Here is a 16,713-nt window from a genome sequence, read left to right on the forward strand (position 1 = left end):
AAGCATCAAAAGCAGGAGAATCTGGTAAAGGTTTTGCCGCAGTGGCAACTGAAGTAAGAAACCTAGCAGAGCAATCAGAACAGTCCACGGTGCAGGTGCAAAAAATTCTTGAGGACATACGACGTAGCACTGAAAAAGCGGTTATCGTCACCGAGGAAGGAGCTAACACTCTTGATTCAGGAATTAAGCTTATTGAGAAAGCAGGCGACGTTATTCATGCGCTAAGTAAAATGATCAATGAAGCATCCATTTCAAGCCAACACATTGAGGTATCTATTAGGCAAGAAGCAGTTGGAATTGAGCAAATCGTTGAAAGTATGAATGAAATTAATCGTGTTACCGCAACTTTTTCTACTGGCATAGAAGAGATGATGACATTTATTCATCATTTAGATGATATTGTTAAACATCTAAAAGAGGATATCAGTCTTTATAAAGTTTAAAAGGTTTCATTAAATTAATTCATTGCAGAGCATTATTTTTAATGCGGTTATATATCTACAGATGCTTTTTAAAAGATACATCGACTTATTGCTATTCCATTACTCCATCAATGAATTATGTTTTAGTTCAATAATTAATTATTTTTAGTGATCACTGGATTTTTATATGCCTGATGATATTCATTCAATTGTTCCATGTTTTTGAGTAAATTAGGAGGACATCGATAAGCCTTAGCATAAATAGCATGTATACTAATGTCGGTTATATGACCAGGTTGAGAGCGGTACCTTTCTATTGATGTATGATGCTCTTCAAATACAACCAGGTTGGCTCCTAATTTTGCTCCTTCATTTTTAAGAAAATTTAGGTCATCGGTTTTTAGATTTTTTTCTAAACCAAGCGTGAATTGAAGTTTTTTTCCATGCACATCGCTATTAGATATTTTCCCTAAAAACTCACATGAGTTGGCCATTTTAGTACTTCGATTATAGATAATCATCACCTTTTTCGCATTTGGTTCTAATGATCTAGGAACACAGCCTACAATTAATTGTAGGGTTAATATAATTGAAAAAAATATTCCCTTCATCATAAAATATCCTTTTATTAATTGTATATGTGAGCCGAATATTAAATCATAATGCATTAACAATTAAACAAACAGTATCTATGTTCTAATTATCGGCACCAATACGACACCATACGTAGACAATTGCACACCAAGAAAGACATCTTGTGTATTTTGGAAAACAGGCGATAGTCCAGAATCAACATGGTTTTTCTTAGTCTTTTATAGTATTTCATGAAATTATCAAAACCTTTGGTAACGGGTTCAATTTTCCCGCGTCTTCACCATAACTTATTGATTTGTATCAAAGGGCTTATTCTTCAGTTAAATCGGCGTTCTGTTTCTTGGCGAACAGTATCTATTTTAATTCAAAATCCTATGTTTGATTCACAAGTCGTATCAATTTTAGTGAAGGAAGCAATTATCTTCATTAAAACTGATTAATCTGAAAAAACTAGGAATAGGGAAGGAGCCACGCCCAAATAACATTTTAATAGGTCTGATTAATCGTATAATCAGACCTAATACCGTTGCCTGTGACGCGGATTCAACTCGCTAATGCAACCACTATTTAACTAGTTGTCAGCGGCAAAAATAACATATTAGGAGTTTTAAAGCCTAGTGTTTTTCTAGGTCTTTTATTGTCTTCAATTATCGGCTTCGTGTTGCCTGATTGAATTGTGAACACAAATAATCTTTTTTAATATCCTTCTTTTTACAGGGTACAATCTGTATACTGCAACGCTTTTGTATAAATTAAGGTTGTATCAATGGAAAAAAGCGAGGCTATTGCATGGTTTGGAAGTCAAAGAAAGCTTGCTGAATTTCTAGGAGTCGCTCAGTCTAATGTGTCCGCGTGGAAAAAGGTACCCAAACACCATCAGAGGACGATTGAGGCGCATACCAAAGGGGTTTAGTTGCTTCCGTAGAAAGGACAAAAATGACGCGATACATGTGTACTATTGAAAAGTTTTATATGGATATGCTCAGAGCAGATGCTGAATCCTTAGCCGTTCCCGTTGTAGAGGTATTGCGTAGAGCCATTAAAAATTACCACAATGAAGTTTCTGGAAAAAACTTATAGTATACATTTATTTCGCACATATAATGTCTCCACTAACAATGAAATTTTTCTTGCCTCTTTCCATAAGTTTCTTCAATGGCTTTTTCAATATAATGGAGCAGATATCCTCTTCCGGTCATGAATCGAAGCAGTTTTCGATAATCTATAGGATTATTAGAAGGGTCTAGTTGCCCTATTTTACTTCGCACTGCTTTGAGTGTCCTTTCATACTCCAGATTTTGATGATGAGGATCTTGTTCAATGCGCATAAAATCCTTCAAATCGTCTTTGGTAGGCTCGTAGAATAGAGCGCTTGCAGGCAGCTTCACTGTTTCACCGCCAAGCAATTTTAATTTGCACCCATTATGGTTGTATTTGATAAAGTACCCCTTTAAAACATAAGAGTGACAGTCAACAATAACTCTATGATAGGAAGGAAGCTTCCACTCATCGTGTATACGTGTTCTCTTTTCTGCAATTAATGAGATGGTTGTCTTGTGATCAAAATTAAACGATTGTGGCTCAACACAAATACTTTGTTTATCCGATTGGCGAATTCCTTTAATAAGCGCTCCTAATTCGGTGACTAAAAGGATATCTTCTTTTAAAAGTTGGGCATCGAAATAGAGTAAGCTTGAGCCAACAGAAATTTGGGAGGTTAAGCTTTCAAGCTTTCGTTTGGTATAAATTATCTGTTCGATATGACTTTTTAAAATGAAGAGCTCGTAATCGCTGGCATTACCTAAACGGGCAACTTCCTCTTGCAAAATAAAGAGCATTTTTATTGAATGAGAAGACATAATACGTGTAAACCTATTTGTGTTAATCCATCTTAAATTACTTCTTGGCTAATTAATTGAAGAAAATAATTGAAATGCGGATATTCTCTACAATACAAATCCAATTGCTTTTCGCATGTTGCATTAACCATGCACCGTACATCTGGAATAAAATCCATTAATGTGGTTACGATGACATGATCAGGCGCATTTCTTTCCATCAGCTGTTTGGCTTGAGCATCAATTAATCGAATCAATTCTTTATCATGGTCTGAGAGCGTCAATGACTTCATAAAACATTTAAAAACGATTGTTAAAAGAATTAAAGCTGGAATAGGATGAGTGACTTCGACCGTAATCATTATTCCAACTTGATGAACTAGAACCTAAGGTATTTCCCGAACTATCAAAAGCGCCTCTCATAGGAAGACCTGTGGCCGGGTTAATTCGGGTGTCATCTTTTCTGCATGGATTAAAATGAGATGATTCTTCATCTTTTGAATCAAGATTGTTGGAAATCCAGATAAAGGGTTTGAACACCAGTTTAATCCATTTCATGATGCATCCTTAATGTGTTGTTATTCCATCGGTTCGGTTTCGAGAACACTTTGTTCTTCCTGAATTGGTTCTAAATGAAATAATTCTCTATCGGCATTTCGTTTAATGTAGTGTTTCATTTGTTGGTACAAATCAAACAACGTCCCTTCTTGGGTTTTACCGCATATCCAGCCCAAACTGGCAATGAACTTTAATCTGTTCTCTAAATTCCCAAATATTCTCTAATTAATTCAACTTGGTGTTTTGTTGAATCCATACCATTTATAATGAAATCGGCTTTACTCTTAAACTCACGATCTTCAAATAAAGGTCTTGATTCACTTAAGTAAAATTCTAACTCGTCTAAAAGATCTTCTTTAGTTTTATCAGTATTTTTATAGTTTCTAAGTACCCAGCGACACAAAGATACATCTAATGGCACATTAATATGAATCCAAGTATCAATATAGATGCCAGTCTGCTGGTGAAAACGTCCTAAAGGTGCATCAAAAATGATATATTGCTTGGGATTAACAACACTATTCTTTACTGGATGAATAACTGCTTCCCCAGATTTAAGGACTTTAAGAACTTCAGCTAATTTTGGATAGTCCCATTCAGTGTAATTTTCTCCCCTTTTGTACCAATCGATATAATCTTCAGGTCCATTTGAGATCTCATCAAAATCATCCCAAGATATAAAAGGACTATGTAAATAACTGGCTAATTCTAGGGTAAGTGTTGTTTTTCCAGCGCCCATGTTTCCACTAATACCAATGATATGAGGGGTTGAGATTTTATTCATTTTCTGTAAAGTCTTTCGACAACTCTTCTTCTATCTGCTCTATTGTGGGTAATGCAGTCTTAATATCATTAGGCAATGACTCAGTAAGTTTATACTCTGCAAGTCCAATTGGTTTAGTCATATCGCGAAGAGCATACTCAGCAACAACCCCAACTTTTGAACGACATAAAATTAACCCTATAGAAGGGTTGTCCCCTGGTTGGCGTAACAAATCATCTACAGCTGATAAATAGAAATTCATTTTACCGGCGTATTCTGGTTTAAACTTACCTGATTTTAAATCAATCACAACAAATGCCCTTAACTTGATGTGGTAAAACAACAAGTCGATATAAAAATCTTGATCTTCAATTTGAAGATGGTATTGACGTCCCAGAAAAGCAAAGCCTTCTCCAAGTTCAAGCAAAAATCGTTCAATATGAGCAACCAATCCTTTTTCTACTTCTCTTTCATGAGCATCTTTCCCTAAACTTAAAAAATCAAATAAATATGGGTTTCGAAGTGTTGCTTGTGCAAGATCAGAATGAGGAGATGATAATTTTTTGTTAAAGTTAGTAATAGCTTTCCCTTCTCGTTTATATAAATCGGATTCAATTTGCATTGATAATACATTTCGAGACCAGCTGTATTCTTTTGCTTTTTGGATGTAGAATTCTCTTTCCTTTTTATCTGGCACTTCATACATCAGTGTAATGTTATGCCCCCAGGGTAATTGGTCAATAGCTTGTTGACCAATTTCATCTAGGTTATATTCTTCAGCGAAACGTCGCATATACTTTAGGTTTTGCGGACTAAACCCTTTCATTTCTGGAAATTCACTACGTAAATCACGACTTAGCTGCGTAATAATTTTAGCCCCCCACCCATGTTGCTTCTGAGAATTGATAATTTCTGTTCCAATATGATGGTAAAGCAGAATAAGTTCTTTATTTACACTCAGAGCCGCTCTGTACTGACTTGCAGCAACTTTCGTCTTAAGATCATCCAAGAATTGAGTGTAATTGATACCAGTAATGTTCTTTTCCATATTAAGTTCTCTTTGGTAATTTCATTACCATTAAATGAGTTTTATGGCCTGTAAAAAAACCGCCTTGCATCGAGTATTCACCTACTGGTTCGAATCCAGCTTGCTCATAAACATGCTTAGCTCTAGGATTGTTTTCATCAGGATCAATGAAAAAAGTATCAGCCAGATTATCGATCTGATTGTGGTAGAATGCAGTAAATTTCTTCAAGGTTGGTGCAGCCAATCCTCTTCCTAAAAAATCCCTATTCCCTATGCCAAAATCAAGAGAGACGGTATGCCCATCTTTTGATAAATAATATTTATGAAGATCAGTTACATCATTTTGTGACTCTAATATTTCGTCGCTTAGCAGAAAAGCAAATGGCTCATTATTAACAAACCCTACCCAATATTTAGTGGTACCGTAAAAATAGTGTTGCTTACGTCCATAGATAAAGTTGAGTATGTCATCTTTATGTTCTTTGCTGTTATCCCAAAAATCTTGTATATGGGGTAAGCTAAGCCAGTCAAATATAATTTTTTCGTGTTGAAGATTAGCTTTCTCAAAACATATTGAGTCGATTAAATTTTGATTCATGAAAAATCCCTGCATTTATTGATAAAAGCTTTTAGTGATAAATACTTGCCATAGCCTAAGTGTGTTGCAATAATCTTTTGAATAGGAACACCCAGTTGATATAGATGTAAAATTTTATCTTTGTCTTTATCGTACATTGAGGCTTGTATTATCCCTTTCGGTTTACCAAGCTTAATACCTTTAGCAACTCGTGCGCGTAACCCTTCCTTGGTTCGTTCTGAAATAAAATCTCGCTCCAATTCAGCCAACATTGAAAAGATCGTGATGAGCACTTTATTTGCCACATTATTCTTGGCATTAGGATTTAAATCCAGATTTTGTTTGATAAGTATCAACCTGGACATTTTATCATGAATAATTATTTCTATAGTATTCAACGTTTCTTTTATTGATCGACCAAGCCTTGATAATTCAGAGGCAATAACCACATCATCAGGTGATAATTTATCTAACAACTCATCGATACGACGTAACTTAGTAGACTTACGGGAGGACATCTCTAATTCAATCCATTCGTCAACCATGAGTTTTTGCTCAATGCAGAAACGACTAATGCTGTTTTTCTGACTTTCAACACTTTGATCCTGAGTACTCACCCGAACATATCCATAAATCATGCTAATGCCACCTAATTTTCACTGGGTTTTGTATTAAGGTATTTTGCACATATAACACCATCATATTGTTAATCGTTTATAATGCACCTTAATGATATAATTTATCGCCTAATAAAACGAGCGTTAAAAGAATTAAATTTGATGTCCCGGATGTACCTTAATGGCAAAGCTTGAAATAATGACCCCTGCAGAACAAATTATTTTTAATAGTCCGCCAAATTTTTCCCCTGATGAACAAAATAAATATTTTTGTTTACCACCAGAGTTAGCCGTCTGGCTGAAAAGCGTGGATAGCGTCACCAATAAAGCTGGATTTATTTTATTGTTTGGGTATTGCCTGGTAGGAGCGCGATTCTACCAACCAAGACAGTTTTATGAATCTGATCTCAAGGCCATATGCCAGCTATACGGCTTTGACAACAATGAAGTGCAACTAAAAAAATATAATCAGCGGACGTTTAATTACCACAAACAGATAATTCGTGAATATCTGGCGATAAAACCCTTTGATGAAGAGGCGAAAACATTATTCAGGGAGAGTATTCATGATCGCGTTGCCCGTCGCTACCCACCAAAACAGATTTTACAGGATGTATTCGATCTGCTGAAAGCCAGGCGTATTGAGATCCCCCGCTATAATCGATTTGCCCTGAACATCACAGAGATAATCAGTGATTATGATAAACATCTGATTCATTTGATTGAGGATCAATTATCCGATGGTCACAAAATCAGTATGGATGCTCTTCTAAAAATAGATGATGCTGATTCTTCAACCATTGCCAGACTTAAAACCATCAGTCACTCAAGAAAGCCAAAGGAGATTAAGAAAAGTATCGAGGATTTTCAACTAATCCAAAGTATTTATAACAGTGTTAGTCCCTTGCTCGATAAACTAAATCTGCACAATGACACCGTCAAGCATTATGCAACCTGGGTTCGCAAGGCCAGTCTGTTTCAGATTAATCAGCTTCAGCCTGATAAACGCTATCTCCATATCATTTGTTTTCTGGTTCATCAATATCAGTTAAGACAGGATAATTTTGCAGATATTTTACTCAACTGTGTGAAGGCAACAGAAAACGCCGCTACAAAAAATGAAAAGGAACAGATCTTTAAACAGAAAGACCAGCAAAAGGAAACCCTGCAATTATTATCAGATGCAAGAATATCCTATAAGGCTCAACTGAAAAAAATTGAAAAGCTGGCAACATCACCTGTTTTAAGCGATTCGGAGAAAGTTCAGCAAATCAGGCAATTGCTGGAGGACTATCACCAGCACCTGGAAATCTATCCACCGGAACCAAAACTGGATGAATATACAAAACAGGCACTTGATGAAATGAATGCACAGAACTATTACCAGATATTGGAGGATTTGTCCCTTAAATTACAGAACAGGGTGGCTGATATCTTGCGCAATATTGCATTTGATATCCCGGAAAATCAGGATATTCCTGCCATTTTAGTGGCCATCAAACACTATCAGGCCAAAACAGGTAATGTGGGGAAAGAGGCGCCAGTCAGCTTTTTATCTGAAAATGAACAGGCTGCACTTTATTCCAGTGAAGGTAAATTCAGGATCTCCCTTTATAAGGTGTTGCTGTATTTTTATACGGCTGATGCTTTAAAAGCGGGTGTTATCAGTCTGAAGCCAGCCTATCGCTATCTGTCACTGGAAAACTATTTACACCCCAAAGAACATTGGCAGGCTAACAGGAACAGGTTACTGGAAGAAGCAGGGTTACTCGATTTTGCAGACATTGATCAATTAATGGAAACCCTTCATAAAAAGCTCCACGGGGCATACCATAAAACTAATCGCCGTATCAAGGCAGACAAAAATCCTCACATCAAATTTGATTCAAAGGGACGAATGGTGCTGGCAACACCCAAAGTCGAAAAAATAAATACGCAGTCAGTATCTTCTCTGTTTGCTGATCAGAAATATACATCGGTACTAAAAATGTTGAGTGATATTCAGCGGTTAACTGGTTACCTTGATTGCTTTCGCCATCACAGCGTTAAAGACAAGAAGATCTTGCCCAAAACATCCATATTTTATGCATCGATTTTAGGAATGGGATGCAATATAGGCATCAGCAAGATGGCCAATGTCTCCAAAGGGATTACGGAAGATGCCCTGGAAAACTTTGTAAACTGGCACATGAGTCTTAATAATATTAACGCAGCAAATCAATGCATTCTTGAGCTGCTCGGCAAGCTATCATTAGCCAGCATCTATCAAAAAAATCCTGGTGAATTACATACATCCAGCGATGGACGAAAAGTCAGCGTAGTTGTTGAGTCATTGAACGCCAATAAATCATTCAAATACTTTGGAAGCGGCTCAGGATCTTCACTTTACAGCTTTATTGATGAGCTAAACCGCCTGTTTTATACTACGTCCATCAGTAGTTCTGAACGAGAAGCAGCCTATGTTGCTGATGGATTATTACATAATCTTTCGATCAAGAGCACAATCCATTCCACTGATACACATGGTTATTCTGAAGCAATTTTTGGGATATTGAACATGCTTGGGATTTATTTTGCACCCAGAATTAAAGGTCTGAAGAAAGCCACCCTATACAGCTTTAACTCCAGAAGCACCTATGAAACCAAAGGATATAAAATACTCCCGCATCGCTATATTGACACTGATTTAATTAAAACCCATTGGGATGATATTTTGCGTTTGATGGTTACGATTAAACTTAAAGCCACAACGGCATCACAACTGTTCAAGCGTCTCAGTTCATATTCAAAACAACATCCATTGTACTGCGCCATAAAGGAATTTGGACGGATTATTAAAAGTCTGTTTATTCTTCGATATATTGATGATGTAGAATTACGACAGGCTGTTGAAAAACAGTTAAATCGTATTGAGTTATCGAATAAATTCTCAAAAGCCATTCTGTTTGGTAACAACCAGGAAATTCAATACAGCAGCAAGGAGGAACAAGAAATGGTTGTTGGTTGCCAGCGCTTAATCCAGAATGCAATTGTATTATGGAATGAGCTATACCTTTCGCAAAAATTGGCTCTGTTAGAGGATGAAGCAAGCAGGAAAGCACTACTAACCATTATTCGCAATGGATCGACTTTAATCTGGCATTATGTCAATTTGCATGGGGAATATGATTTTACCCAGGATATTGAAGAGCAGGGTATGGTGTTTGATATGGACAAAATATTGGCACTTAAAGTCGCTTAGCTATCTCATTGCCAGTTTGGGCTGGATATGCGGTGAAACCCGTCGTTGGTCAACCATTAATTTAATCGATATTTTAAAGGAATCTGATTTTCGTGTTAATTTTACCAAGCAATTTCACTCGGTAGGCAATCGAGAAATTTTAGATGGAGAGCTCTTGCAAAAAAGACTGCTTCTTTGTCTTTATGCTTTAGGCAGCAATACAGGGTTAAAACGAATTAGCGCTGTTAACGAAGATGCAAGTCATTCCGATTTTAAATAACATTTATTCAAAATTTAATCCACTATACAATGAATTTATTTTTACAATATGACCCTAGAGTCTCTCAATTATAGACTTAATACTTGTCGCAAACCATCATCAAGAGAATTTAAATCATCATCTGACAGCGTACCTATGAAACTCTTTAATCTACTTTTATCAACAGTTCGAATTTGATCGCAAATAGCCGTTACCTGTTTATTAAGACAATAGACTGATATTGTTATGGGAGGTCTAGCTTTTGCTGATGTGGAAAGAGGAACTACCACCACTGTATGCCGCGCCTGATTTATTGGTGTTGCGCCTACTAATACACAAGGACGTTGTTTATTAATTTCAGATCCAGTTGTTGGATTAAGATCAATCCAATAAATATCACCACGATTCATCAGTTAGTCCATCTTTAAGGGTGACATCCCATTCGGTCATTTCATGATTTAACTCATTATCTTGCTCAACAGCAACAGCACATTCATAAAGTGCTTTTTCACGCTTTTCTATTTCCTTCTCTATTAATTGAACAATAACTCTACTGCGTTGCTTTTGTGGTATAGAAGCTCGCATTCTAGAAGCAATTTTATCGGGTATTGAAATAAGAACTTTAGTCATAATAACCTCCAACCATATACAATATAGTATATCCTATATCTTATATTAATCAATAGTGAAAATAAACGGGACGGCCTGTTGAAAAATATGCTCAAAGTTGGATAAAAATTAGAGTTGTTCCATAAAGGACAAAAAATACCAACCTTTTGATATTCAAAGCCATAGCCGCAAAATAGGCCTGAATTTGAGTGTTTTCTGATCCTCTGTATTGAGCTCGTTTTAAATCATGGTAATTTTTTAATTCATTCATGATTCCTTCTAATTTCCACATTCGTTCCTATAGTTTTTCCTTAAAATATTGTTGTTCCATTTCGTCTTTCATTTGCATATAAAGCTCAGCATACTTATTCCGAGTCACATATCGAGCTGACCCTTTATTTTTGAGCTTTGCTAAACAATGTGGGAGCAGGAACAACAACTATAGAAGCTACTTTTAATAATGTGAGTGGAAATGCATCGCTGAACGTGTCTGCAGCAACGCTTCTTTCAATTAACGTAACACCTCAAAATCCTTCTATTGCGATTGGCGTTAATCAAAAATTTACTGCAACCGGTACATACAGTGATGCGTCTACTAAAAATATAACCAGGACAGTAACCTGGACTTCTTCAAATACTGCAGTTGGAACAATTTCAAACGCACTATTATCAAAAGGCGTTGCTACCGGAGTTACGTCAGGTTCGACTACGATTCAAGCCATCAAAAATGGCGTTAGTGGGTCTACAACTTTGAATGTGAATAATAGTGTAAATAACTGTGTTGTTCAACGTAGGGAAGATTCGAGCAGTTATTGGTTAGGCTATGATATTTTTTCTAACGGTGCGCCAATGATATTAAATTTTAGTGGAACAGGTATTAATTTAACTGAAATTATTGTACAAAACGGAGTATTTAGTAATGTGCAAGTTTTAGATCAAAATCAATTATTAATCGGAACAAAGCCTGAATGGGTCTCTATGACAAACCCAGGGTTTATAGATTTTTATGGCCCAAGTTATGGCCCTTATGAACCGTTCAACTCGCCCACGATAGCAGCTTGTCAAATCGTGAATTAAAAATTAATCGAAATATAGTAAATTTAGAGAAATTAATGATCGCGGCAGGTAGTATAGTCACCTACCGCGATAGCTCCCTTTAAAGATAGGAGTAAAGGTTAAACGCTGTTGCTGCTTCATCATCCATCACTCATTCGCAATCAATTGCTTTAACGCAATGAATAGGGCAATGCAAGGTGGAACACAGGAGTGAAACGACGAGTAGACCTTGTGTTGATTATTCATGAAGTTAATATCCACAGCGAATGAGTGATGGATGATGAAGCACTTCTATAAAATTACTAGTTCTTGATCTCGATACCCAACCATTTTACCCTATATGAAAGGCCTAGAAAAACATTAGGATTTCAAACTCCTAATATGTGTCACAACAATTAGCTTAAAGCGTAGTTGCATTAGCTAGTTGAATCTGCTGTTAATGTAGTCAACGATAAATATCTTTCTTTGTTATTCCTTATTAAGATTAAGCTCTTTTTCTATAATTTTTTGCATCTCTTCTTTCTTTGGCAGCTCTAACATATATTTAGACACGAATAAGTTATTGTCCATACCAGCGAGAGCATATTCTGCTAGGGCATGATTTTTATCTGTACATAATAAAAGAAAAAGATTGGATAATTTGAGTATTAGGAGAATATCAAAAAAGACACAATGAAAAGAAAAAAATGCATAGACATAAATTTTCTCAGGTATCAAAAAAATTATCTCCTAATTAAAACTATAGCTCCCCATTTTTATATAGACGAGTAAAGCTCTTCTTTTTTCCTATCTCCTAGAGCTCATCATGTTAGCCAACATATCCCATATATGTTTAGTTACCAAACTCTAATGGTTCAATTAGGCATATTTCATTATATATCTCTAATAATAAGCGTTTAATTTTTCCTCTTGAATAACTCAATATATTTGTACCCTCATAGTTGTTTTCTGTCACCAAACAAAATATTTGCAAAAAAGCATTTTTATAAAATTTTTCATTTATCAGATCTAATGTGTTGTGATTTTCCGCATCTTCCATTTCATTTAAAACCAAAGGCTCAAGTCCATCGATACAAATAAATGTACAATGAATTGATTCTTGGAGAAGATAATATGATTCCTCTATAGCTTTTGTAGTTAATTCAATATCTTTTTGTATACTATATATAGCCGTTCTCAATAAACTCATAATTTTTAATTTATTATTGAAACGAGTTTCTTTCGACTCGTTAATTATTTCTTGTCCTGCTAAATTCAATGCTTTCATTTTAAATTTAAATCCCTTTCTAAAAACCATTAAAAATATGTGAATTACTTTCTCTTGAGATCTCGGTAGAAGTTTTCATGAACTCCCAGTGCGAATAGGATCCTTAATGCTGGATCCCATTCATAAGCTAAAAGAAATTGTTGATGATTAATTTTAAATTTATACACATATACTCCAATTAAATCACCTTTTTTCTCTTCTCCAATTTTAGGATTATTGACAATTGTACGTATAGCCTCATTAACGATGGACTTATGTGAGGCTGGCAATTTTTTATAGACCTTCTTAAACGCTGGCATTTGTCTTATTTCGATATCACTCACTTTCGCCCTCGAATTGAAAAGGCTCAGCTAAAGACTTATCTTGAAGCTTAGAAAGCAAAACATCTTTTATAAACTCAATTGGTAAATCAGGATTATCCAAGGCACACTTTCCCAACTTAGCCCAATATTCTATTTGATTCGGAATAGAACGAAATTCTGCAGCAGCAACTTTTTTTGCCTCATAATAAATATTTTCATCAATTCTTATTGGGATTCCCATTATTTTCACCTACAATAGTATTGTTTTGCTACATTTGTAGTATAGCATAGTTCCTGGCTAAATAAATTTAAATCGAATATTTTTCTTCTGGTAGATAAATCGAGGTTTACTACTTCCCTCACAATTATACCGAAAGGATGAAACATCCCTATTCATCAGAGCAACAAGTTAATTATCATGCCAATTAAAAATTTATAGCTGAAAAAAATTTAATAAAATTTAGAAGCAAGTATATAAATTTATTAGTAACTAAAAAAATGATGGAAGAAGAAAAGTGATAATGTAACTTTTTTGTATCTCATTTATTATCTAAGTTGTGAAACGAGATTGTTTAAATTTTCTTAATATAAGATCGAGATACGGATTGTGTTTTTAAATGAAATTGTGTGATTTCAATTGTCTAATTATACTGAATATTGTGTTTTACACGCCACACAATAATCTATCCTAGGCCCGTATTGTTTTGTAACAACACGAAACTTCTTAAAATCAGCATCCCAACACCGGCAACAATATACTCCATCATCTCCTTCAAACTTATATCTTCCATGAATAAATTGGGGTTTATTTTGCGAATTAAGGTATGCAAGTTGTTCATTCAATTTCTGAATTTTTTGCTCTTTCTCAAGAATAGCTATCTTTAAATCCGCGGCTAAAAGCTTTTGGGATGCCTGTGTATCAATCAAACCGGCTATCATTAAATTTAATTCCGCTTTTTTTAATGAATGAACTGACTCTTTAATACTCTTCGCAAGATTTATAGTCGTATCAATCGCTGCTAATAAAGCACTAACCATAGCGATATCTGTCATCTATTCATCCTTTTCACAAATTCCACAAAAATATATTACAAAGTGCTCGTTAAGTAAAACTTATTTATAGATTATGGACTGACGAAATTGATAATCATCTTACGTTCCAAAGTCAATTTTACATATTTAATAAACACTTTTCCTATTAATCAATTAAATAGACAAAAACTACTCGCTCGCTATATGTAACTTTGATATGGGTGTTTGGGACACATTTGTTTTCCTAGCAACATTCTACTGGGAAGAAAAACGGGAGTTTTATTAACTTATTAAATAATCTCTAAAATATTCCTAATAATATTGAAATTGCCAGGTAACGAATATGGTTAAATATTCTTAGTTAATTTATTATCTAATTTATTGAAAGGTACTTAGGCAATTGAGTCGCTCTCTTAAAAATTTAATTGAAATTATCTCTTTGACTGACTCCAAAAAAAATTGGCGTGAAAAGTGTTAATAGGTTCATTAACACTTCCTCAGACGGAAAATTAATTTTTCGTATTTTGGCTCCTGGCAGAATTTTAAAGAAATTTAATTCGTGAGAGAGCTTATACTGGACTTGAAGCAACAAGGGTTATCGGCGGAAATGGGGAAGGCATAAAAAATTACCTCAATACAAAAAACCATTAGCTCGGGGAGTTTTATAATGGGAAAACAAAGAAGCATAGATAAAATATGTAAACTTCTTAGAATTCCAAACGAACGTTAATATAAATATATAAATCAAAATCCTAAAAAGAAGAATCTAGAATATTGAGTATTATATGAAGAAAAAAACTCCTGAAATTAAAATTGTTCTTGATACAAATGCGCTTTATACAAAAGATGCTTATTATTTATGCAAAAAAGCTATAGGTGATTTGATCACAGAAGAATCCGGCAGAAATGATATTAATATAGCTTGGCATTTACCTCAAACCGTAATAAATGAAAGAAACTATCAAATGATAGTTGCTATTGAGCAATTGTGGCCAAATATAGAAAAATTGCAACAAATACTTGGCCATAACCTTAATATCACAAAAGATCTTTTAATTAAGAGGATTCAAGAATGCATAGAGGATCAAATCAAAGCATTTAACATCAGTGTTATTGATATTGATGAGTCTCAAGTTAATTTAAAAGAACTCATCCAAAGAGCTTGTTTTAGGCTTCCTCCTTTTTCTTACGGGAAAGAAGAAAAAGGATTTCGAGATGCACTAATTGCCGAAACTTTTTTTCAATTTCTTAGTAATACTCCTAAATCAGTAGATAAAATTATTTTTGTTACAAATGATGGTTTGTTAAAAAAACATCTTGAAGATGGTATTAAAGATAGAAAAAATGTTCATATCCTCTCTGAAATTGAAGAGTTAATAGGACTTTTAAATACACTTGCATCACATTTGGATGAAACTACAATAAAAAAATATCAACAATTGGTCTCAAAATATTTTTTTGAGGAAGAAAATAGGGAGTGTATTTATTATAAAAAGAACATTTCGCAGCAGATTCAGGACAAATTTAAAACTGAACTATCAATGATACCCGAAATGAGCTCTTTAAAAAGGAAAAATAATACTTGGTATATAAATCAACCTCAGTTTTTGGAAAAAAATAAAACAACTATAAAGTGGGCAACCCGGATTGAAATGCAATTCGAATTATATACTGAAGAGGTTGTTCCAAAAGTAAAGGAAGTAAGAACCTCACCTTCCATTTTTAGAAATGACAAAGGTCTTTTTAGTATTCCACCAAAGGGTTTTGTATCCATTTTTGACTCTACGTCTAATGATTATGAGGTAAAGAAGGAAATTACTTCCCAAGGAAAAACTATATTTGAAGTTCAATGGGAGATAAGAGTCTCAGCGAAAAATAAATTAACTCATTTAAAGATATTAGACATAAACTATATTGATACAATTTGGGAAGTTATCTGAATTAGTTCGTATACTCTCAGAAACCTACGATAGGGTCTAACCTATCAATAAGGTCTCCTTCGTTGCTTTTTTTATGTATTTCATATATTCGCTCCAGTAATACTCCTTACGGCACTATACCCACGGACATCAATTTTTAAAACGACTGAATCACCCTCTTTTTACCAATGGCGAGGATTTTACGAACTTTTCATGCGAGGAAAGAAAATCAAAACACTATATATATGCGCATATTTGTTTAACATACACCATATATAGTAATAAAGGTATTGATTTGTACATTCTGTTTATGCAAGAATAGTAATGTTTCCCATAATTGAAAAGGAACTCAAAATATGACCTTAAAATTAAATGATGTAATTAAACAACCTTTAGAGGCTGTGAAAGAAAACACCAATAAGGGTGCAAGTACTTCAGTCGAATTTGATCTTCTTATCTCTGAATCTACAGAGGATGGACTGTTAATTACCCCTACCCTAGGACAACATCAAGATGGTTCTAGATTAAAATTTAAACTAAGCACTCCATTAAACAATTAATTATCAACTGCTGGGCTTCATGCCCGGCTTCTTCCCAAAAGACTCGGCAAATCTTATCGCATCCAAACAAAGAATAGGGGCTGATAAATCCTA

Annotated in this window: 23 protein-coding genes and 2 pseudogenes; 9 read left to right on the plus strand and 16 right to left on the minus strand. The window is 34.6% G+C overall.

Annotation, left to right across the window (positions count from 1 at the left end):
- On the plus strand, nt 1-443 hold a 443-nt coding region (locus A8O27_RS16185; RefSeq protein ID WP_259293097.1), incomplete at its 5' end, for a methyl-accepting chemotaxis protein.
- A 134-nt stretch (nt 444-577) separates the two neighbouring features.
- Here A8O27_RS16185 and A8O27_RS16190 read toward each other — a convergent pair.
- On the minus strand, nt 578-1,036 hold the full coding sequence (locus tag A8O27_RS16190) for a DUF4156 domain-containing protein (protein ID WP_019350398.1): 459 nt from the start codon (nt 1,034-1,036) through the stop codon (nt 578-580).
- Between the two features lie 210 nt (nt 1,037-1,246).
- Between A8O27_RS16190 and A8O27_RS16195 the strand changes: the two genes are divergently transcribed.
- The 3 genes from A8O27_RS16195 (at nt 1,247) to A8O27_RS18825 (ending at nt 2,096) form a co-directional block, all read left to right on the plus strand.
- Nucleotides 1,247-1,456 carry a hypothetical protein gene (locus A8O27_RS16195; protein WP_019350397.1) on the plus strand — a complete coding sequence of 70 codons (210 nt, stop codon included), beginning with the start codon at nt 1,247-1,249 and terminating at the stop codon, nt 1,454-1,456.
- 326 nt (nt 1,457-1,782) lie between these two features.
- A complete protein-coding gene (locus A8O27_RS18595) occupies nt 1,783-1,929 on the plus strand; it encodes a Cro/CI family transcriptional regulator (RefSeq protein ID WP_019350396.1) in 147 nt (48 codons plus the stop codon).
- A 23-nt stretch (nt 1,930-1,952) separates the two neighbouring features.
- Nucleotides 1,953-2,096 carry a hypothetical protein gene (locus A8O27_RS18825; RefSeq protein WP_154669252.1) on the plus strand — a complete coding sequence of 48 codons (144 nt, stop codon included), beginning with the start codon at nt 1,953-1,955 and terminating at the stop codon, nt 2,094-2,096.
- 32 nt (nt 2,097-2,128) lie between these two features.
- Here the strand turns inward: A8O27_RS18825 and A8O27_RS16200 are convergent, their stop codons facing one another.
- From A8O27_RS16200 to A8O27_RS16230, 7 genes are all read right to left on the minus strand, one after another.
- Nucleotides 2,129-2,875: a regulatory protein RecX gene (locus A8O27_RS16200; protein WP_012187534.1), complete on the minus strand. Its 747-nt coding sequence runs from the start codon at nt 2,873-2,875 to the stop codon at nt 2,129-2,131.
- Between the two features lie 32 nt (nt 2,876-2,907).
- On the minus strand, nt 2,908-3,147 hold the full coding sequence (locus A8O27_RS16205) for a hypothetical protein (RefSeq protein WP_035749195.1): 240 nt from the start codon (nt 3,145-3,147) through the stop codon (nt 2,908-2,910).
- 7 nt (nt 3,148-3,154) lie between these two features.
- Nucleotides 3,155-3,412 carry a conjugative transfer entry exclusion protein TraS gene (traS, locus tag A8O27_RS18830; RefSeq protein ID WP_035749192.1) on the minus strand — a complete coding sequence of 86 codons (258 nt, stop codon included), beginning with the start codon at nt 3,410-3,412 and terminating at the stop codon, nt 3,155-3,157.
- Nucleotides 3,413-3,614: 202 nt separating this feature from the next.
- On the minus strand, nt 3,615-4,196 hold the full coding sequence (locus tag A8O27_RS16215; RefSeq protein WP_058461005.1) for a nucleoside/nucleotide kinase family protein: 582 nt from the start codon (nt 4,194-4,196) through the stop codon (nt 3,615-3,617).
- A complete protein-coding gene (locus tag A8O27_RS16220; protein WP_058461004.1) occupies nt 4,189-5,223 on the minus strand; it encodes a PDDEXK nuclease domain-containing protein in 1,035 nt (344 codons plus the stop codon). The genes A8O27_RS16215 and A8O27_RS16220 overlap by 8 nt, the downstream gene beginning before the upstream one ends.
- A gap of 1 nt (nt 5,224) precedes the next feature.
- Nucleotides 5,225-5,800: a GNAT family N-acetyltransferase gene (locus A8O27_RS16225; protein WP_058461003.1), complete on the minus strand. Its 576-nt coding sequence runs from the start codon at nt 5,798-5,800 to the stop codon at nt 5,225-5,227.
- The gene (locus tag A8O27_RS16230; protein ID WP_058461002.1) at nt 5,797-6,417 is read right to left on the minus strand and encodes a recombinase family protein; all 621 of its coding nucleotides are present in this window, start codon (nt 6,415-6,417) and stop codon (nt 5,797-5,799) included. Before A8O27_RS16230 ends, A8O27_RS16225 begins: the two co-directional genes overlap by 4 nt.
- A 160-nt stretch (nt 6,418-6,577) precedes the next feature.
- Between A8O27_RS16230 and A8O27_RS18600 the strand changes: the two genes are divergently transcribed.
- Nucleotides 6,578-9,637 carry a Tn3 family transposase gene (locus tag A8O27_RS18600; protein ID WP_058461001.1) on the plus strand — a complete coding sequence of 1,020 codons (3,060 nt, stop codon included), beginning with the start codon at nt 6,578-6,580 and terminating at the stop codon, nt 9,635-9,637.
- Between the two features lie 37 nt (nt 9,638-9,674).
- Nucleotides 9,675-9,896 (plus strand): annotated as a pseudogene (locus A8O27_RS16240) (Tn3 family transposase); the annotation flags it as partial.
- 68 nt (nt 9,897-9,964) lie between these two features.
- On the opposite strand, the gene A8O27_RS16245 reads toward A8O27_RS16240, so the two are convergent.
- The 3 genes and pseudogenes from A8O27_RS16245 to A8O27_RS16255 form a co-directional block, all read right to left on the minus strand.
- Nucleotides 9,965-10,285: a type II toxin-antitoxin system PemK/MazF family toxin gene (locus A8O27_RS16245; RefSeq protein WP_058460999.1), complete on the minus strand. Its 321-nt coding sequence runs from the start codon at nt 10,283-10,285 to the stop codon at nt 9,965-9,967.
- Nucleotides 10,272-10,505 carry a DUF8778 family protein gene (locus tag A8O27_RS16250; protein WP_058460998.1) on the minus strand — a complete coding sequence of 78 codons (234 nt, stop codon included), beginning with the start codon at nt 10,503-10,505 and terminating at the stop codon, nt 10,272-10,274. The genes A8O27_RS16245 and A8O27_RS16250 overlap by 14 nt, the downstream gene beginning before the upstream one ends.
- Before the next feature lie 121 nt (nt 10,506-10,626).
- Nucleotides 10,627-10,815 (minus strand): annotated as a pseudogene (locus tag A8O27_RS16255) (transposase); the annotation flags it as partial.
- A gap of 77 nt (nt 10,816-10,892) precedes the next feature.
- Here A8O27_RS16255 and A8O27_RS16260 point away from each other — a divergent pair.
- The gene (locus tag A8O27_RS16260; RefSeq protein WP_082642508.1) at nt 10,893-11,561 is read left to right on the plus strand and encodes an Ig-like domain-containing protein; all 669 of its coding nucleotides are present in this window, start codon (nt 10,893-10,895) and stop codon (nt 11,559-11,561) included.
- A gap of 447 nt (nt 11,562-12,008) precedes the next feature.
- On the opposite strand, the gene A8O27_RS16265 is transcribed toward A8O27_RS16260, so the two are convergent.
- The 5 genes from A8O27_RS16265 to A8O27_RS16285 form a co-directional block, all read right to left on the minus strand.
- On the minus strand, nt 12,009-12,257 hold the full coding sequence (locus tag A8O27_RS16265) for a PDDEXK nuclease domain-containing protein (protein WP_058460995.1): 249 nt from the start codon (nt 12,255-12,257) through the stop codon (nt 12,009-12,011).
- A 115-nt stretch (nt 12,258-12,372) separates the two neighbouring features.
- Nucleotides 12,373-12,807 (minus strand): hypothetical protein, encoded by a 435-nt coding sequence (locus A8O27_RS16270; RefSeq protein ID WP_131744492.1) that lies wholly within the window; start codon nt 12,805-12,807, stop codon nt 12,373-12,375.
- Nucleotides 12,808-12,851: 44 nt separating this feature from the next.
- Nucleotides 12,852-13,130: a type II toxin-antitoxin system RelE/ParE family toxin gene (locus A8O27_RS16275; protein WP_202972307.1), complete on the minus strand. Its 279-nt coding sequence runs from the start codon at nt 13,128-13,130 to the stop codon at nt 12,852-12,854.
- Nucleotides 13,123-13,350: a TA system antitoxin ParD family protein gene (locus tag A8O27_RS16280; RefSeq protein WP_058460993.1), complete on the minus strand. Its 228-nt coding sequence runs from the start codon at nt 13,348-13,350 to the stop codon at nt 13,123-13,125. Before A8O27_RS16280 ends, A8O27_RS16275 begins: the two co-directional genes overlap by 8 nt.
- Before the next feature lie 404 nt (nt 13,351-13,754).
- Nucleotides 13,755-14,162, minus strand: coding sequence for a hypothetical protein (locus tag A8O27_RS16285; protein WP_058460992.1), 408 nt, complete (start codon nt 14,160-14,162; stop codon nt 13,755-13,757).
- A 764-nt stretch (nt 14,163-14,926) separates the two neighbouring features.
- Here A8O27_RS16285 and A8O27_RS16290 point away from each other — a divergent pair.
- Together A8O27_RS16290 and A8O27_RS16295 are read left to right on the plus strand one after the other, a co-directional pair.
- Nucleotides 14,927-16,081, plus strand: coding sequence for a PIN domain-containing protein (locus A8O27_RS16290; RefSeq protein ID WP_058460991.1), 1,155 nt, complete (start codon nt 14,927-14,929; stop codon nt 16,079-16,081).
- Nucleotides 16,082-16,416: 335 nt separating this feature from the next.
- On the plus strand, nt 16,417-16,620 hold the full coding sequence (locus A8O27_RS16295; RefSeq protein ID WP_058460990.1) for a hypothetical protein: 204 nt from the start codon (nt 16,417-16,419) through the stop codon (nt 16,618-16,620).
- Nucleotides 16,621-16,713: the final 93 nt, after the last annotated feature.

Origin of the sequence: Legionella bozemanae, from assembly GCF_001648595.1 — a bacterium.
In the GTDB taxonomy this organism is placed as follows: domain Bacteria; phylum Pseudomonadota; class Gammaproteobacteria; order Legionellales; family Legionellaceae; genus Legionella; species Legionella bozemanae.

What these genes read in the sequence shown, in the direction of transcription:
- A8O27_RS16190 (WP_019350398.1), bottom strand. Translation starts at nt 1,036, where the DNA reads ATGATGAAGGGAATATTTTTTTCAATTATATTAACCCTACAATTAATT.
- A8O27_RS16195 (WP_019350397.1), top strand. Translation starts at nt 1,247, where the DNA reads ATGAAATTATCAAAACCTTTGGTAACGGGTTCAATTTTCCCGCGTCTT.
- A8O27_RS18595 (WP_019350396.1), top strand. Translation starts at nt 1,783, where the DNA reads ATGGAAAAAAGCGAGGCTATTGCATGGTTTGGAAGTCAAAGAAAGCTT.
- A8O27_RS18825 (WP_154669252.1), top strand. Translation starts at nt 1,953, where the DNA reads ATGACGCGATACATGTGTACTATTGAAAAGTTTTATATGGATATGCTC.
- A8O27_RS16200 (WP_012187534.1), bottom strand. Translation starts at nt 2,875, where the DNA reads ATGTCTTCTCATTCAATAAAAATGCTCTTTATTTTGCAAGAGGAAGTT.
- A8O27_RS16205 (WP_035749195.1), bottom strand. Translation starts at nt 3,147, where the DNA reads ATGAAGTCATTGACGCTCTCAGACCATGATAAAGAATTGATTCGATTA.
- traS (WP_035749192.1), bottom strand. Translation starts at nt 3,412, where the DNA reads ATGAAATGGATTAAACTGGTGTTCAAACCCTTTATCTGGATTTCCAAC.
- A8O27_RS16215 (WP_058461005.1), bottom strand. Translation starts at nt 4,196, where the DNA reads ATGAATAAAATCTCAACCCCTCATATCATTGGTATTAGTGGAAACATG.
- A8O27_RS16220 (WP_058461004.1), bottom strand. Translation starts at nt 5,223, where the DNA reads ATGGAAAAGAACATTACTGGTATCAATTACACTCAATTCTTGGATGAT.
- A8O27_RS16225 (WP_058461003.1), bottom strand. Translation starts at nt 5,800, where the DNA reads ATGAATCAAAATTTAATCGACTCAATATGTTTTGAGAAAGCTAATCTT.
- A8O27_RS16230 (WP_058461002.1), bottom strand. Translation starts at nt 6,417, where the DNA reads ATGATTTATGGATATGTTCGGGTGAGTACTCAGGATCAAAGTGTTGAA.
- A8O27_RS18600 (WP_058461001.1), top strand. Translation starts at nt 6,578, where the DNA reads ATGGCAAAGCTTGAAATAATGACCCCTGCAGAACAAATTATTTTTAAT.
- A8O27_RS16245 (WP_058460999.1), bottom strand. Translation starts at nt 10,285, where the DNA reads ATGAATCGTGGTGATATTTATTGGATTGATCTTAATCCAACAACTGGA.
- A8O27_RS16250 (WP_058460998.1), bottom strand. Translation starts at nt 10,505, where the DNA reads ATGACTAAAGTTCTTATTTCAATACCCGATAAAATTGCTTCTAGAATG.
- A8O27_RS16270 (WP_131744492.1), bottom strand. Translation starts at nt 12,807, where the DNA reads ATGAAAGCATTGAATTTAGCAGGACAAGAAATAATTAACGAGTCGAAA.
- A8O27_RS16280 (WP_058460993.1), bottom strand. Translation starts at nt 13,350, where the DNA reads ATGGGAATCCCAATAAGAATTGATGAAAATATTTATTATGAGGCAAAA.
- A8O27_RS16285 (WP_058460992.1), bottom strand. Translation starts at nt 14,162, where the DNA reads ATGACAGATATCGCTATGGTTAGTGCTTTATTAGCAGCGATTGATACG.
- A8O27_RS16290 (WP_058460991.1), top strand. Translation starts at nt 14,927, where the DNA reads ATGAAGAAAAAAACTCCTGAAATTAAAATTGTTCTTGATACAAATGCG.
- A8O27_RS16295 (WP_058460990.1), top strand. Translation starts at nt 16,417, where the DNA reads ATGACCTTAAAATTAAATGATGTAATTAAACAACCTTTAGAGGCTGTG.